General features: G+C 37.4%; 13 protein-coding genes and 1 tRNA gene. 4 read left to right on the forward strand and 10 right to left on the reverse strand.

Annotated features, from left to right (window positions below):
* Window positions 1–121 precede the first annotated feature (121 nt).
* The 3 genes from H344_RS0110630 (at window position 122) to rpoN (ending at window position 5,546) form a co-directional block, all read left to right on the forward strand.
* Window positions 122–2,539, forward strand: coding sequence for an efflux RND transporter permease subunit (locus H344_RS0110630; protein ID WP_026810308.1), 2,418 nt, complete (start codon window positions 122–124; stop codon window positions 2,537–2,539).
* A 75-nt stretch (window positions 2,540–2,614) separates the two neighbouring features.
* Window positions 2,615–4,048, forward strand: a complete 1,434-nt coding sequence (asnS, locus tag H344_RS0110635; RefSeq protein WP_026810309.1) for an asparagine--tRNA ligase — start codon at window positions 2,615–2,617, stop codon at window positions 4,046–4,048.
* 40 nt (window positions 4,049–4,088) lie between these two features.
* Window positions 4,089–5,546: an RNA polymerase factor sigma-54 gene (gene rpoN / locus H344_RS0110640; protein ID WP_026810310.1), complete on the forward strand. Its 1,458-nt coding sequence runs from the start codon at window positions 4,089–4,091 to the stop codon at window positions 5,544–5,546.
* Window positions 5,547–6,145: 599 nt separating this feature from the next.
* Here the strand turns inward: rpoN and H344_RS0110650 are convergent.
* From H344_RS0110650 to H344_RS0110685, 8 genes are all read right to left on the reverse strand, one after another.
* Window positions 6,146–6,835: a porin family protein gene (locus tag H344_RS0110650; protein ID WP_026810312.1), complete on the reverse strand. Its 690-nt coding sequence runs from the start codon at window positions 6,833–6,835 to the stop codon at window positions 6,146–6,148.
* Between the two features lie 88 nt (window positions 6,836–6,923).
* Window positions 6,924–7,406 carry an ExbD/TolR family protein gene (locus H344_RS0110655; RefSeq protein WP_026810313.1) on the reverse strand — a complete coding sequence of 161 codons (483 nt, stop codon included), beginning with the start codon at window positions 7,404–7,406 and terminating at the stop codon, window positions 6,924–6,926.
* A gap of 21 nt (window positions 7,407–7,427) precedes the next feature.
* Window positions 7,428–8,057 carry an ExbD/TolR family protein gene (locus tag H344_RS0110660; protein WP_026810314.1) on the reverse strand — a complete coding sequence of 210 codons (630 nt, stop codon included), beginning with the start codon at window positions 8,055–8,057 and terminating at the stop codon, window positions 7,428–7,430.
* Window positions 8,058–8,071: 14 nt separating this feature from the next.
* On the reverse strand, window positions 8,072–8,515 hold the full coding sequence (locus H344_RS0110665; RefSeq protein ID WP_026810315.1) for a hypothetical protein: 444 nt from the start codon (window positions 8,513–8,515) through the stop codon (window positions 8,072–8,074).
* Window positions 8,516–8,539: 24 nt separating this feature from the next.
* Window positions 8,540–9,289, reverse strand: coding sequence for a MotA/TolQ/ExbB proton channel family protein (locus tag H344_RS0110670; protein WP_026810316.1), 750 nt, complete (start codon window positions 9,287–9,289; stop codon window positions 8,540–8,542).
* A gap of 76 nt (window positions 9,290–9,365) precedes the next feature.
* Window positions 9,366–9,453, reverse strand: a tRNA-Ser gene (locus H344_RS0110675).
* Window positions 9,454–9,524: 71 nt separating this feature from the next.
* Window positions 9,525–10,556: an asparaginase gene (locus tag H344_RS0110680; RefSeq protein WP_026810317.1), complete on the reverse strand. Its 1,032-nt coding sequence runs from the start codon at window positions 10,554–10,556 to the stop codon at window positions 9,525–9,527.
* 152 nt (window positions 10,557–10,708) lie between these two features.
* Window positions 10,709–11,476, reverse strand: a complete 768-nt coding sequence (locus H344_RS0110685; RefSeq protein ID WP_026810318.1) for a TatD family hydrolase — start codon at window positions 11,474–11,476, stop codon at window positions 10,709–10,711.
* Window positions 11,477–11,513: 37 nt separating this feature from the next.
* Between H344_RS0110685 and H344_RS0110690 the strand changes: the two genes are divergently transcribed.
* Complete coding sequence (locus H344_RS0110690; protein WP_026810319.1) at window positions 11,514–11,954, forward strand: retropepsin-like aspartic protease family protein; 441 nt, start codon at window positions 11,514–11,516, stop codon at window positions 11,952–11,954.
* 91 nt (window positions 11,955–12,045) lie between these two features.
* Here H344_RS0110690 and odhB read toward each other — a convergent pair whose 3' ends face one another.
* Window positions 12,046–13,266, reverse strand: a complete 1,221-nt coding sequence (gene odhB, locus H344_RS0110695) for a 2-oxoglutarate dehydrogenase complex dihydrolipoyllysine-residue succinyltransferase (RefSeq protein WP_026810320.1) — start codon at window positions 13,264–13,266, stop codon at window positions 12,046–12,048.
* 93 nt (window positions 13,267–13,359) lie between these two features.
* Window positions 13,360–16,179 carry a 2-oxoglutarate dehydrogenase E1 component gene (locus H344_RS0110700; RefSeq protein ID WP_026810321.1) on the reverse strand — a complete coding sequence of 940 codons (2,820 nt, stop codon included), beginning with the start codon at window positions 16,177–16,179 and terminating at the stop codon, window positions 13,360–13,362.
* Window positions 16,180–16,210: the final 31 nt, after the last annotated feature.

Genomic DNA, 16,210 nt, shown 5'->3' on the forward strand with positions numbered 1-16,210 from the left:
ATTCTCTACCTTTGCGCCCATGTAATTTAAATTCCGCGTAGAGCTATTATCCAAGCGGAGTTTCTTGCAGAAATGATTTTTTTGCCCCTATGGGCTAAGTGATAAACGAAGTATCTACTACATGGTTGCAAAGCTAACACAAGGTTTTTGGGCAAAAACCGCAAGAATTATACTTAGAAACAGAATCCTTATCCTTTTATTATTGGCTTTGATAACCATTTTTATGGGCCTACAATGGGATAAGATGCAATTTTCTAATTCTCAAGCCAATCTCTTACCAGACCACCATCCGGTTAACCTAGAGTATCTTGATTTCTTAAAGAAATTTGGAGAGGAAGGCAATGTGATGGTACTAGCAATTAAAGATAGCTCCCTCTTTACGCCAGAAAATTTTAATCGATGGAATAGATTAAGTAAGCAAATAGAAGCCTTCCCAGAAATAGATTTTGTTTTATCTACGGACAACCTTCAAGAACTAGTGAAGGATTCAGTTAAACAGACCTTTGTAATGCAGCCCCTTATTAAAGATATCCCACAAACAAAAGCGGAGATAGACAGCATTACTAACCATCTATTTAACAACTTACCTTTTTACGATAATTTAATTTACAATAAAGAAACACAGACTATTCGTACTGTTGTTTACATGGACAAAGACATTGTAAACACTTCTGTACGTAAAGATTTTATATTAGGGGATTTCACCACATTAATCAAAAATTTTGAAAAAGAGACGGGTTTAGATGTAAGGGTCTCTGGAATGCCCTATATCCGAACAATGAATTCCCAAAATATTATAGATGAAATAGGGAAGTTTATCTTAGCAGCATTAGGAGTTACCTCCTTTATTTTCTTTCTCTTCTTTAGAAGTGTTAGAGCCACTGTTATTTCCATGTTAGTGGTGATTATCGGGGTAATGTGGGCATTTGGAATTTTAGGCCTTTTGCAATACGAAATAACAGTTCTAACCGCGCTTATCCCACCATTGATTATTGTAATTGGAATACCTAACTGTATTTTCCTAATTAATAAATACCAGCAGGAAGTAAAAAAACACGGCAACCAAGCCCTTTCTCTACAAAGGGTTATTTCTAAAATTGGAAATGCTACCCTCATGACGAATGTCACTACCGCTTCGGGTTTTGCCACCTTTATTATTACCGATAGTAAACTTTTAAAGGAATTTGGTATTGTAGCTTCTATAAATATTCTAGGGATTTTTGTGCTTTCCCTACTGATTATACCGATTATCTACAGCTTTATGCCTCTTCCAAAAAACAAACATCTTAAACATCTAAACACCAAATGGATAGAGACCTTTGTGAATTGGATGGAAAGAATTGTAAGAGAACGTAGAATAGCAGTCTATAGTGTATCCATAATTTTGCTAGTAACTAGCATCATTGGTATTTATCAAATTGAAATTTCAGGAAGTCCTATTGAGGACATGCCCAAAAAAGAGCAATTCTTTAAAGACATAAGGTTTTTTGAGGAAGAGTTTGATGGTATTATGCCAGTAGAAATTGTAGTAGACACAAAAAGACCTAGAGGTGTTTTAAGACCTAACAACCTTAAGAAAATGGACGAGCTAGGAAATCATATTGTTGATATCCCTGAGCTATCTAGGCCTATTTCAGTTGTGGATCTGGTAAAATATTCTAAGCAGGCGTTCTATAATGGAATTCCAAAATACTATCAACTGCCCACCTCCCAAGAAAACACTTTTATAATGGATGTTGCCCGGAAGTCATCAGACAATGGCGACCTCCTTAAAAGTTTTGTAGACAGTACAGGTCAAGTAACAAGGATTACAACCTATATGAAGGATGTGAATACCGAAAAAATGGAGGAAATTGAAGGCACCCTTCAGAAACATATCGATAAAATTTTCCCTGCCGATAGATTTAAAGTAAACATGACAGGGAGCGCCCTTTTATTTTTAAAAGGAACTAAATACCTAGTTAAAAACCTTATACTATCCCTAAGTTTAGCAATTGGACTAATTGCACTATTTATGGCTTACCTATTCCGCTCTTTCCGAATGGTAATAATATCACTTATACCTAATTTGTTACCATTGATAGTTACCGCTGGAGTTATGGGGTTTGCGGGAGTCCCGATTAAACCATCTACTATCTTAGTTTTCAGTATAGCCTTTGGTATTTCTGTGGATGACACCATCCATTTTTTAGCAAAATACCGGCAGGAGCTCATTGCCAATAAGTGGAAAATAAAAAAATCGGTCTATGCCGCATTAAGAGAAACTGGTGTAAGCATGTTCTACACCTCCATAGTATTATTCTTCGGGTTCTCGGTTTTTGTTATTTCTAATTTTGGAGGAACGGTTGCTCTAGGGTCTTTGGTATCTGCGACCCTTTTATTTGCCATGTTAGCCAACCTTATCCTTTTGCCCTCCCTATTGCTTTCTTTAGAGAGAAGTATTGCCAATAAAGAGGTATTAAAAGAACCACAAATAGACATCCTTCCAAAAGAAGATTTAAACGCTTCTAAAGAAGAAATAGAAGAAGACTCAAAATAAAAATAATGGTCCTATAGGATCCATTCATAATATGCAAATTGGCTATCTTTGCCACTTAAATCACAAGCAACTAGTATGAACACATATAGCGTAAAAGAATTACTTTCAACAGATCTCCTACATAAGGATGTAGTTATTAATGGCTGGGTAAGGTCCTATAGAAGCAACAGGTTTATTGCCCTTAATGACGGATCTACAATAAATAACATACAATGTGTTGTAGATTTTGAGGAATTTGATGATAAAATTCTAAAGCAAATAAATACTGGTGCCGCATTAAAAATATCGGGTACCTTAGTAGAAAGTCAGGGTAAAGGACAGAATGTAGAAATACAAGTAAAGGAAATTGCTGTACACGGTGGCGCAGATCCAGACACTTATCCTATACAACCCAAAAAACACTCCCTCGAGTTCTTGCGATCTAAAGCACATTTAAGAGTGCGCACCAATACTTTTGCTGCAATCATGCGAGTACGCTCTGCTTTGTCTTTTGCAATACACCAGTACTTTCAAAAGAACGGTTTTCACTATGTGCACACCCCAATTATTACAGGTTCTGATGCTGAAGGAGCTGGAGAGATGTTCCGCGTATCTACCTTAGATATGACAGATACCCCCCTAACCGAAGATGGTAAAGTAGATTACAGTGAAGATTTCTTTGGAAAGGAAACCCATTTAACCGTTTCCGGACAGTTAGAAGGAGAGGCATACGCTATGGGATTAGGTAAGATATACACCTTTGGCCCTACTTTTAGAGCAGAGAACTCTAATACTTCTAGACATTTATCTGAATTCTGGATGATTGAGCCTGAGGTTGCTTTTAACGATTTGGATGCCAATATGGATTTGGCAGAAGATTTCATCAAAGAAATAATCAACTATGCTTTAGTAAACTGCAAGGACGACTTAGAATTTTTACAGCAGCGTCTTTTAGATGAGGAGAAAAGTAAGCCTAAAGCTGAACGAAGCGAGATGCCTCTTATAGAGAAGCTAAAATTTGTATCAGAAAACACCTTTAAAAGGGTATCTTATACCGAGGCAATAGAAATTTTAAGAAACAGCAAACCTAATAAAAAGAAGAAATTTAACTACTTAATAGATGAGTGGGGCGCCGACTTACAGAGTGAGCACGAACGCTATTTAGTAGAGAAGCATTTTAAATGCCCTGTAATTCTCTTTGATTACCCCGCACAAATTAAGGCATTCTACATGCGTTTAAACGAAGACGGCAAAACTGTAAGAGCTATGGATGTTTTATTCCCTGGTATTGGTGAGATTGTTGGTGGATCACAGCGAGAAGAGCGTTTAGACGTATTAAAGGATAAAATAAAAGCACTTAACATAAGCGAAGAAGAACTTTGGTGGTATTTAGAGTTAAGAAAATTTGGTACCGCAACCCACAGTGGATTTGGTCTTGGTTTTGAGCGTTTGGTACTATTTACCACAGGAATGGGTAACATTAGAGATGTCATCCCTTTCCCTAGAACACCGCAGAATGCAGAGTTCTAATCTATATTCTTTAACTTTATAAGAAAGATTACAACCCATTATGCTTAAACAACATCTACAATTTAAATTATCGCAGAAATTATCTCCTCAACAAATCCAGTTGATGAAGTTAATTCAATTGCCTACGCAGGCATTTGAACAACGCTTAAAACAGGAGTTAGAGGAAAATCCAGCCCTTGAAACTGGAAAAGATGAGATAGAGACCGATCAAGATGAGTTTGACGATCTGTACGATAACGAAACAGATAGTGAAAGCATAAGTGCAGAAGACATCAATATTGATGAATATTTAAGTGATGACGAGGTTCCTGACTATAGAACGCAAGCCAGTAACTATAGTCAGGACGACGAGGAAAAGCACGTGCCCTATGCGGCAGGAATTTCCTTTAATCAATATTTACTAAATCAACTAAACACCGCATATCTAGACGAAGAGGAGTGGTCTATTGCCAATTTTTTGGTTGGTAGTGTAGACGAAAGTGGATACATAAGAAGGCCTTTAGAGGATATTATGGACGACTTGGCCTTTACGCAAAACGTATATACAGACGAAAAGACTATAGAAAAGGTATTACGCATTGTACAAAGTCTAGATCCTGCCGGAGTAGGCGCCAGGTCTTTAGAAGAATGTCTTCTCATTCAACTAAAAAGAAAGGAAGCTACCGCTAGTATAGAGTTAGCCATTGAGTTGCTGGAGAAATCTTTTGAACAGTTTTCAAAAAAACACTACCAAAGATTAATCCAAAAACACAATATTACTGAAGAGCAATTAAAGGATGCTATTACCGAAATAGAACGTCTTAATCCTAAACCAGGAGGCTCCTATTCTGGTAACAACAGAATTGCAGAGCATGTTGTTCCAGACTACACCATTCGAATTGTAGAAGGTGAGCTAGAATTGAGTTTAAATGGGAGAAATGCTCCTGAATTACATGTTTCTAGGGAGTACAGCAATATGCTAGAAGGCTATAAACATTCCAAAGAAAAATCCAAGTCACAGAAGGATACGGTAATGTTTATTAAGCAAAAGCTAGACTCCGCAAAATGGTTTATAGATGCTATAAGGCAACGCCAGCAAACCTTGTTTGTTACCATGAATGAGATTATGCACTACCAAAAGGAATATTTCCTTACTGGAGATGAGCGTAATCTACGCCCAATGATTTTGAAGGATATTGCCGATGCTATAGATATGGACGTCTCTACGGTATCTCGTGTAGCCAATAGCAAGTATGTAGACACACCTTATGGCACCAAATTAATTAAGGATTTTTTCTCAGAGTCTATGAAAAATGAGCAAGGAGAGGATGTTTCTACAAGAGAAATAAAAAAGATCCTAGAAATGGTAATTACCGACGAACCTAAAAAGAAACCTTACACCGATGATAAGCTGGCAAAAATATTAAAGGAAAAAGGATACCCCATAGCACGTAGAACAGTGGCTAAATACAGGGAACAATTAGACATACCGGTAGCGCGACTTCGTAAAGAAATTTAATGAGGATCCTCTATCTAATAATATCTTACGTACTACACCCACTTTACATTCCATTTGCAGGGACTTTGGCCTATTTCCTAATTACACCTAAACATAGCCCTTTTGAGACGCAGAGCAGCATTATTACCCCTATTTTTATCCTAACGGTAATAATTCCTGTAATCGTCTATTTAATATTTCAAAACTTAGCTATAACCAGTACATTAAAATTACCTAACTTCCAACATAGAAAATACTCTATATACCTAATATTAGCTCTACTACTGCTTGTATTATTTAGAATCACCCCTTATGATTTCACTATAGAATTACACTTCTATTTCATGGGGTTAATTGCAGCACTATTATGCGCACTACTATTGTTATTCTTAAAGTTTAAATGTAGTTTACATTTATTAGGGATGGGTAGCATACTCATGTTCTTAATACACCTAAGCATACATTATGAAAAGAACCTAATAGTTCCTCTAAGCATCATTACGTTTCTCTCAGGGCTATTAGCAACATCTAGACTATACCTAAACCCAAAAAGGAAAGCAGAAGTCCTTATAGGCTTTTTATTGGGTATATGCACTCAGCTATTTACCATTAAATTTTGGCTATAAAATATAAAAGATGAGTCCTATTTGCAATGGTTGTAAATCTAAGGGCGTCCCCGAAGGCAGCGCCACCCCTTCTTTAAATAAAGAGGTTAGAGAATAATAGCTATGTATATTAAAGGTATTAAACCCAATGTTTAGAGTTAAACCATAGTGAAAATCTCTAATGTCTGAGTTACTAAACCCAATCTTAGCAGTATTATCCACAAATTTAGATCGACCTCCAATTACATATCCAAATTTCATCCCGGCATACACTCGCCAAAATTTATATTCTTCCGGAGTAGAATTTCGCCATCTAATTTGTAGTGGCATTTCAATTACGTGAGTTTCTATTTTGTTCCTCTTATAGGAGGTAGTCCCATCAAGCAATTCATATTCTATACCAGAATTAACCTTATTGGCACGTACATTAGAATAATAAGAATTAATGGCGTAGCCCAGCCCTATTCCCAATCCGAAGGTTCTATCCCAGTTTACTGGAATATCCTTTATAAACCCACCTTGAAGACCGTAAGATAGGTTTCTCTGCTCTACATCTTCAGGTAAGTTTCTTAGAAAATTATAGGTTACACCAGCATAAAACTGATCTTCTAAATATTTCCTATCCTCCTGATCATATAAGACAACTTCCTGGGCAGATATCCCGAAGCTGATTAGCAAAAACAATAAAATTAAGCTTCCCTTCATATGGAATAAAGGTAATTAATTAAACATAAAAAAACCGCTTCAAATGCGTGCATTTGAAGCGGTTTATTTCTCTAATCCTTTTTACTAACTATTGTAAGTTCCGGAACGCATCACCTTCATAGGTGGTGTAGTTCACTTTTAAGGCATTTACTTTTCTAAGTTCTTGTTTAATATCTGAAATGATACCCATATTGGCATCTTTATCCACTTTAAGTGATGTGGTCAATACATTTTGTAATTCTTGAGGCTTTTTAGCTCTCTCCATTAAAATGTAATCTCCTACTTCAGAAGCATCAGCGAACTTATCGTTCAATTGAATTTTTGATTCAGTTCCATAAACCTTCTCATACTCTCTGGTAGGCTTCCCCACATAGATATAAATTACCCTATCCTTTTTCTCCAGTTTTTTGATTTCAGTAGCGTTAGGCAGGGTGTTTTCTACCTTTAAGGTACTATCTTTCATTACGGTAACTGTCATAAAAAAGAACAAGAGCATAAAAACAATATCTGGCAAGGATGCTGTGTTCACAGCAGGTACAGCAGCGTCCTTTTTCTTGTTAAATTTTGACATAGTAATTCTGTTTTTTAACCATTAATTAATTGAAGCTGATGCGGTTTCTGCCTCAGACAACTTCATTGGAAACAAATCCTGAATTCTCTTTACCTTCTCCTTTAATTCGTCCTTCACGTCAGAAGGGGTTTCAGGATTAAGATATTCAGCTTCCATATCCGTAAAGTTCGTCTTGTACAAGCGCTGGGCTTCACGGTTTCTTAGCTCATTATAAGCTCCAACCAATTCGTTTTGTACCGTAATGTAGGTAGAGTATTTAGTCTCTCTATCATTCTTCAGAGATATAATCGCCTTGGATGGGCTATCCGATGAAGAAGCATCTCTAGCTCCCTTACAGTAGTTACAAAAATCATCACTACCGGAAGGTGCTCCCCCATTATCTAAAAACGCAATGGCTTTAGCTCTGAGGTCAGTGATATTTACCAATTCCTCATCGACTAACAATTGTCCTTCACGGTTAATATTAACCTGGAAGATATTCTTTTGCTTAATAATAACATCTTGCTCTGGTGGCTCTATTGGTGGCAACATACGATCCAATCCTGCATCCGTCTCAATAGTGGTAGTCACTAGAAAAAAGATAAGCAATAAGAACGCAATGTCTGCCATAGAACCTGCATTTACTTCTGGTGGTGCTCCTCTTTTTGACATAATATTTTATTTAATTATTTACTGATCATTTTCTTAACGCCAGAAAACATCATGGCTGCAACAGCTATTATTGTCAAAAGGAAGAACACGTTTAAACCGGTTCCGATAGCCTTCACCGTATCTTCGGTAGTAGGCACACCTTTTCTAGCCATTTCATCCAAGTTTACATCTGTACCACTGGCCATTGCGTAAGAAACAACAACAACAATCAAGAGTCCAACTACAGCAAACAAGGCTTTCTTTAATCCTCCTTTAGAGGTTATAAGGTTCATCAATCCGAAAAGGACTGTAGCAACTACTGCAATTCCCAATAGCGCGTAAGTGATAATGAACATGAAGTTCATCGAACTATTGTTAATCGCTTCCGTCGCCGGAACATCTGAACTGGGTAACTGGAACCATAATATGGCTCCTACTACACCGAGTATAACTAATATTATTTTAACTATTTTATGCATGATACTTTAAGTATTTAGTCCAACTTATTTTTTGTGATCTGCCAACATATCAATCAAAGTGATTGATGAATCTTCCATATCATTTACAATACTGTCGATTTTTGCAATGATGTAGTTGTAGAAGATCTGAAGGATGATCGCTGTAATAAGACCAAATACCGTAGTTAATAATGCTACCTGAATATCACCTGCAATAAGTGAAGCACTCAAGTTACCTACAGCTGCAATTTTCTGGAAAGCCTGAATCATCCCGATTACAGTACCCATAAATCCAAGCATAGGTGCAATAGCGATAAATAGAGACAACCAAGAAACGTTCTTTTCTAATTGCCCCATTTGAACACCACCGTAAGCAACAACTGCTTTCTCAGCAGATTCGATGCTATCACCAGCTCTTTCCAAACCTTGGTAGTAGATAGAAGCAACTGGACCTCTAGTATTTCTACATACTTCTTTAGCAGCTTCAATTCCGCCTGAAGCCAAAGCATCTTCTACTTGCAACTTCAACTTAGTGTTGTTGGTAGTCGCTAAGTTTAGATAAATAATCCTTTCAATAGCTACAGCCAAGCCTAGGATCAAACATAAAAGTACGATACCCATAAATCCGGCACCACCTTGAATAAATTGCTCCTTTAACACTTGCGTAAAACCTTTTTCAGCAGCTGGCGCCGCGTCTTGCAAAACTGCCGCCGCAGCTACAACTTTTGCACTTACAGTATTTGTACCTGCTACAAATAACCCAGCTGTTGCTAGGATAGAGAATAATCTTTTCATTTTCTAAACTTAATTTTAGTTAGTTAATAAGGGTTAAAGATAAAAAAAATACACAATAAAAAAATAAAACTTAAAGCAGAGAGGAAGGGATTCGAACCCTCGATACCCTTTTGGGGTATACACACTTTCCAGGCGTGCGCCTTCGACCACTCGGCCACCTCTCTAGTTCGCATTAAATTAACTAGGTGCCAAATAACAAAAAATATATTAGTTAATAAAATTTCGCACCTAATTTTTATTGCATTTCTCCTCTCAGAGATGTTTCAAATATGGTTTTGAACAACTTAGGAGAAATATTATTTCCCAAAAGATACATCATTTTGGCAATTGCTGCCTCTGTAGTGATATCTTTTCCGTTAATCAAATCCAATTTTCGGAGATGTTCACTGGTCTCATACTGTCCCATTAGCACACTTCCTCCTGAACATTGTGTTACATTCACTACAAATATACCGTTTTTAATAGCGCCACCAAGCTCTTTTTTAAACCAATCTTCCATTGGGGCATTACCCGCCCCATAAGTTTCTAATACCAAAGCCTTTAAATTAGGGGTGTTTAGCACACTATTTAGCAAAGGTTGACCAATACCAGGAAAAATCTTCAAAATAGCCACATTTCGATCCATTTGCTTATGCACTTTAAAGCTTTTCCCCTTCTTTCCTCTATATAAAGCTTCTCTATTTACCTTTAAATGCACACCAGACTCCGCCAAAGATGGATAATTCATAGACGCAAAAGCCTCAAAGTGCTCCGCATTAATCTTAGTAGTGCGATTAGCTCTATAGAGTTTATATTCAAAATAAAGGCAAACCTCCTGAATAACCGGTTTATTATTTTCTTGCAAGGCCGCAATCTGAATAGAAGTAATCAAGTTTTCCTTAGCATCTGTTCGCAAGTCACCGATAGGAAGCTGAGATCCAGTAAAAACTACAGGCTTTCCTAAATTCTCTAACATAAAACTCAATGCAGAAGCAGTATAACTCATAGTATCACTCCCATGCAACACCACAAAGCCATCATATCTCTGGTAATTACTTTCGATTATTTCAGCTATTACTACCCAATCCTCAACGTTCATATTAGAGGAATCTATAGGAGCATCAAAAGAAATATTATCAATATCACAATCTAACTGATTCAGCTCTGGGATATTCTTCTGCAATTTTTTAAAATTAAAAGCTTTTAATGCCCCAGTATCATAATCTTTGACCATCCCAATGGTTCCTCCTGTATAGATCAGGAGAATTTTTGTTTTTTTGTTTGTCACGGTCAAGTTTTTAATATTAATTCAAAATCCATGTACTGATTTTATAAAGGAAGACTAATGCATAATAAGTCATTATACAATTCTGCACTCAGAAGATTATCTTACCCCTCTAAGGTTTAGTTTTTTTTAACAATATAAACCTTCAAAAAAAACTACACTCCAAAAACGACTTTGGAATTAGCAGTGGTAATAGCTGCAACTTCAGCAACCTCCATATTATATAAGGACGCTACTTTTTCTAACACCTGCACCACATAAGAACTTTCATTTCGTTTTCCCCTAAAAGGAGTAGGCGCTAAGTAAGGTGAATCTGTCTCTAGCACTATATGCTTAAGATCTATCTTATTTAAAAAGGTATCGATTTTACCATTTTTAAAGGTAACCACTCCCCCAATACCCAACTTCATATTATAAGAAATAGCCCTTTTTGCCTGCTCGTAATCCCCAGTAAAACAATGAAAAATTCCAAAAAGATCATCCCCTTTTTCGGATTCTAGAATGTCGAAAATCTCATCAAACCCATCCCTACAATGGATCACTATAGGATATTCATATTTTTTCGCCCACTGAATTTGCTGCTTAAAAGCAATCTTTTGTTGCTCTAAAAAACTTTTATCCCAATAGAGATCTATACCAATTTCCCCAACTGCATAAAATTTTCTAGAGGCCAACATTTCCTCTACATGAGCCAGTTCTTCTTTATAATTCTCTTTCACAGAAGTAGGATGCAATCCCATCATTAAAAAAACGTGGTCTGGATAGTCTTTTTCCAACTTTAACATAGAATCCGTATAAGTGGAATCTATAGCGGGAATAAAAAATCGCTCCACGCCTAACTCCAAGGCTTTACTTATCACCAATTCCCTATCCTCTTCAAAAAGCTCACTATATAAATGAGTATGCGTATCCGTTATTATCATGCAACAAAAATAAGATTATCTTTGACAAAAAAAGTACATGGCTAGCCTGAAATCATTTCTCAAAAAGAAAAACTATATCTCTATTCCCCTCACCCTTACAGCCACCAATCATTTTGAAATAAAGGTATCTATCAATGGAGTAGAAGGACTCTTTATCTTAGACACCGGAGCTTCTAACACCTGCATCGGAATGGATAAAATAGAGCACTTTAAATTAAACTCAAAAGACTCAGAAATAAAGGCAGCAGGGGCTGGAGCTACTGAAATGCTAACTAAGCTATCCACAAAAAATAAAATTGAAATTGGGAAATGGGTTAAGAAAAAACACAAGATAGTTCTCTTTGACCTTGTACACGTAAATGAGGCATTAACCTCACATAACGCCATGCCCGTAGACGGTATTATTGGGGCCGACTTACTACAAAAAGGGAAAGCCATCATAGACTATAAAAAGACAAGACTTTATTTAAAACAATAAATCGCTACTTCAAAATATATTGTTCTCTAAAAAAATAAGGCCCGCCAGATTTATAATCTAGCGGGCCTTTTATAATTTTCTTGGTAGATTATTACATCTCCAAGGCTTTCTTAACGTTATTATCCATCAACAATTCTTCTGGATTCTCCAAAGCTTCTTTAACGGCAACCAAGAAACCTACAGACTCCTTACCGTCTATAATTCTGTGATCATAAGATAATGCTACATACATTATAGGCGCTATAGCAATTGCACCATCTCTAGCAATAGGACGCTCTACAATATTGTGCATTCCTAAAATAGCGCTCTGTGGAGGGTTAATAATAGGAGTAGACAACATAGAACCGAACACCCCACCGTTAGTAATAGTAAAAGTACCTCCAGTCATCTCATCAACAGTAATATCTCCCTCACGTGCTCTTAGAGCTAATCTTTTAACTTCAGCTTCTATACCTCTAAAGCTTAAATTCTCTGCGTTTCTAATTACAGGCACCATCAGTCCTTTTGGACCAGATACTGCAATACTGATATCACAGAAATCGTAAGAAATCATCTCATTCCCATCTATCATGGAATTTACTGCAGGGTACATTTGCAAAGCTCTTATAACCGCTTTGGTAAAGAAAGACATAAAACCAAGCCCTACATTATGCTTATTTTTAAAGTCTTCTTTATACTGTGATCTCAAATTAAATATAGCAGACATATCCACCTCATTAAAAGTGGTTAGCATTGCTGTTTCGTTCTTTGCAGACACTAATCGCTCTGCCACTTTACGACGCAACATAGACAATCTAGAACGCGATTGCTCTCTAGAACCACCCGTTGGCGTCCCCATAGATGGAACCGCTTTTATAGCATCTTCCTTGGTTACCCTACCATCTTTACCTGTACCTTTTATAGTAGCAGGATTTATTTCTTTTTCTGCTAAGATTTTTTTTGCTGCAGGCGATGCTGTTCCTGTGGCATAAGTATCCTTAGTAGATTTTTCTGCTACAGGCTTTTCTGCAGCCTTCTTTTCTTCTGGCTTACTTTCCGGCGCCTCTTCTTTCTTAGCAGCACCTTCTGGCTTGGCTGCACTGGTATCAATTAAGCAGACAACAGCCCCTACCGCTACCGCATCACCAACCTCAGCTTTTAATGTAATAACCCCACTTTCCTCTGCAGGTAACTCCAAGGTAGCCTTATCAGAATCAACCTCAGCGATAGCCTGATCTTTTTCTACATAATCCCCATCACTCACCAACCATTCCGCTATCTCTACTTCAGTTATAGACTCCCCTGGGGAAGGAACTTTCATTTCTAAAATCATTTGCTATAATTTTAATTTTTGATTTGTCTTATTTTCTCTCCAATAATATAATAAATTATCAGAATTATTTTAGCTGCATATTACCGCAGTTCCTTATTTCTTTTTTGCTTCTTTTCTTGCCTCTTCAGGATTCCTACTCATATTGTTCTTTTCAATATCGAACACGTAATCTATCACCTGCTGATGGCGACGCTTAGAACGCACTGCACTACCGGCAGACGGGGAAGCGTAAAACCTTCTAGATGCTACTCTAAACTTATGAGCTTCACTAAAGTGCATCACAATATGCCCCCAAGCTCCCATGTTTCTTGGTTCTTCCTGAGCCCACACAATATCATCGGCAAATTTATACTTTTTCATGATAGCCTTAATCTGACTAGAAGGCATAGGGAACAGTTGTTCTATCCTTACCAAAGCCACATCATCCCGGTTATTTTCTTCTTTAACCGCCAAGAGGTCGTAGTAAAACTTACCAGTACAGAATACTAAGCTTTTAATCTTTTTCACATCAGCAGTAGCATCGTCTATCACTTCTTGGAACTTACCATCGTAAAATTCCTCCACGGTAGAAACAGCACGCGGATGCCTTAAAAGACTTTTTGGAGTGAAAACAATTAACGGCTTTCTAAAATTCACCTTCATCTGTCTCCTTAACAAATGGAATAAGTTTGCAGGAGTTGTAACATCAGCAACATACATATTATCTATAGCACATAGTTGCAAATAGCGCTCCATACGTGCCGATGAATGCTCTGCACCTTGACCTTCATAACCATGTGGCAATAACATTACCAAACCATTTTGCAACTTCCACTTATCTTCAGCAGCAGAAATATATTGGTCGATCATTATTTGAGCACCATTACTAAAGTCACCAAACTGAGCCTCCCAAATAGTTAATGTATTTGGACTTGCCATTGCGTAACCATAATCGAAACCTACCACTCCATATTCCGATAATAGGGAGTTATAAATTTGGAAATCGCCCTGATCCTTAGAGATGTTATTAAGCAACATCACCTCTTCTTCACTCTCTTCTACTTTCATTACCGCATGACGGTGAGAGAAAGTACCTCTTTCTACATCCTGACCAGACATACGAACACCATACCCTTCCTCTAGCAAGGAACCATAAGCCAATAATTCTCCCATAGCCCAATCCAAAGAATTCTTTTTAAAGAACATATCTTTTCGGTCTTGAACCAATCGTTCTACTTTTCGCAAGAACTTCTTACCCTTAGGCAATTCTGTTATTACTTTCGCTATTTCGGTAAGCTTCTCCTTACTATAGGTAGTATCCACTGGATCTAGCATCTCCCAATCCCTAACATATTGGAATCCTTTCCATTCATCAGCCATAAATGGTGTGATGATTGTTTTGTCTTCCTTTCTAGAGTCTTCTAATTCCTCTTCTAGATCAGCTTTATATTGTTTTTCTAATTCTTTTACATAATCTTCACCAATAACACCTTGCTCTATTAAAGATTCCGCATAGATATCTCTTGCGTTTTTGTGCTTAGCGATTGCCTTATATAATTTAGGCTGGGTGAATCTAGGCTCATCCCCTTCATTATGCCCATACTTCCTATATCCCAAAAGATCTAAGAAGACATCCCTTTTAAAGCGCATTCTAAACTCCAGAGCAAAAGTAGCAGCATGTACTACCGCTTCAGCATCATCAGCATTTACGTGCAACACTGGACTCAAAGTTACTTTAGCTACATCTGTACAGTAAGTAGAACTACGAGCATCCAAATAGTTAGTAGTAAATCCTATCTGATTATTTACAACTACGTGTATAGTACCATTAGTTTTATACCCGTCTAAGGAAGCCATTTGAACCACCTCATAAACGAGCCCCTGACCAGCAATAGCTGCATCTCCGTGAACTACAATAGGTAATATCTTAGAGAACTCGTCCGGGAAATGAACGTCTTGTTTTGCCCTAGTAATCCCTTCTACCACTGCACCTACAGTTTCTAAGTGCGAAGGGTTAGGAGCGATATTCATTTTAATTTTCTTACCACTTCTAGTCTTTCGTTCGGATGTCCAACCAAGGTGATATTTTACGTCGCCATCAAAAATCTCCTGATCATAATCCTTCCCGTCAAACTCGCTAAAAATATCTTTTGCCTCCTTACCAAAGATATTGGTAAGTACATTTAATCGACCTCTATGGGCCATCCCCATAACAAATTGCTCCACTCCCATTTCGGCAGCCTTTTCTACCATAACATCTAAGGCCGGAATCAATGATTCGTTCCCCTCCAAGGAGAAACGTTTTTGACCTACGTATTTGGTATGGAGAAATCCTTCAAAAGATACCGCTTCGTTCAGTTTCTTTAGGATATGCTTCTTTTCCTCTGCATTAAAATTAGGATGGTTATCATTTACATTCAACCAATCTTGTATCCATTTTACCCTTTCTGGGTTTCGGATATACATATATTCTACACCAATAGCATCACAATAGATATTGGTAAGATGCTCTATGATATTTTCAAGTGTGCTTGGACCAATACCCAATATCTCCCCTGCTGTAAATACAGTTCCTAAATCGGATTGCTCTAGACCAAACTCCTCCAAATCCAAGGTAGGGAAGTATTGTCTTCTCTCCCTTACTGGGTTAGTTTTAGTAAAGAGATGCCCTCTAGTCCTATAGCCGTCTATTAAACGGACCACCTGAAATTCCTTTTGCAAGGCCTTGGGCACATCTATCGATTGCCCCTCCACATTGGAAGACGGTGGCGTTTCTAACGCAAGTCCATCACCAGCACTCTCCGCTCCAAAATCGAAACCTTGGAAGAAAGCTCGCCAACTAGGCTCTACACTATCGGGGTTAATTAAATACTTGTCGTATAATTCTGCAAAAAATGAAGTATGTGCAGCGTTTAAAAAAGAATATTTATCCATGAAAAAATTCTCTGTCTTTTGATCAAAATTT

It is taken from the genome of Arenibacter latericius DSM 15913 (assembly GCF_000424985.1).
Taxonomy (GTDB): Bacteria; Bacteroidota; Bacteroidia; order Flavobacteriales; family Flavobacteriaceae; genus Arenibacter; species Arenibacter latericius.

Coding starts and splice junctions, on each gene's coding strand:
- H344_RS0110630 (WP_026810308.1), top strand. CDS start 122: ATGGTTGCAAAGCTAACACAAGGTTTTTGGGCAAAAACCGCAAGAATT.
- asnS (WP_026810309.1), top strand. CDS start 2,615: ATGAACACATATAGCGTAAAAGAATTACTTTCAACAGATCTCCTACAT.
- rpoN (WP_026810310.1), top strand. CDS start 4,089: ATGCTTAAACAACATCTACAATTTAAATTATCGCAGAAATTATCTCCT.
- H344_RS0110650 (WP_026810312.1), bottom strand. CDS start 6,835: ATGAAGGGAAGCTTAATTTTATTGTTTTTGCTAATCAGCTTCGGGATA.
- H344_RS0110655 (WP_026810313.1), bottom strand. CDS start 7,406: ATGTCAAAATTTAACAAGAAAAAGGACGCTGCTGTACCTGCTGTGAAC.
- H344_RS0110660 (WP_026810314.1), bottom strand. CDS start 8,057: ATGTCAAAAAGAGGAGCACCACCAGAAGTAAATGCAGGTTCTATGGCA.
- H344_RS0110665 (WP_026810315.1), bottom strand. CDS start 8,515: ATGCATAAAATAGTTAAAATAATATTAGTTATACTCGGTGTAGTAGGA.
- H344_RS0110670 (WP_026810316.1), bottom strand. CDS start 9,289: ATGAAAAGATTATTCTCTATCCTAGCAACAGCTGGGTTATTTGTAGCA.
- H344_RS0110685 (WP_026810318.1), bottom strand. CDS start 11,476: ATGATAATAACGGATACGCATACTCATTTATATAGTGAGCTTTTTGAA.
- H344_RS0110690 (WP_026810319.1), top strand. CDS start 11,514: ATGGCTAGCCTGAAATCATTTCTCAAAAAGAAAAACTATATCTCTATT.
- odhB (WP_026810320.1), bottom strand. CDS start 13,266: ATGATTTTAGAAATGAAAGTTCCTTCCCCAGGGGAGTCTATAACTGAA.
- H344_RS0110700 (WP_026810321.1), bottom strand. CDS start 16,179: ATGGATAAATATTCTTTTTTAAACGCTGCACATACTTCATTTTTTGCA.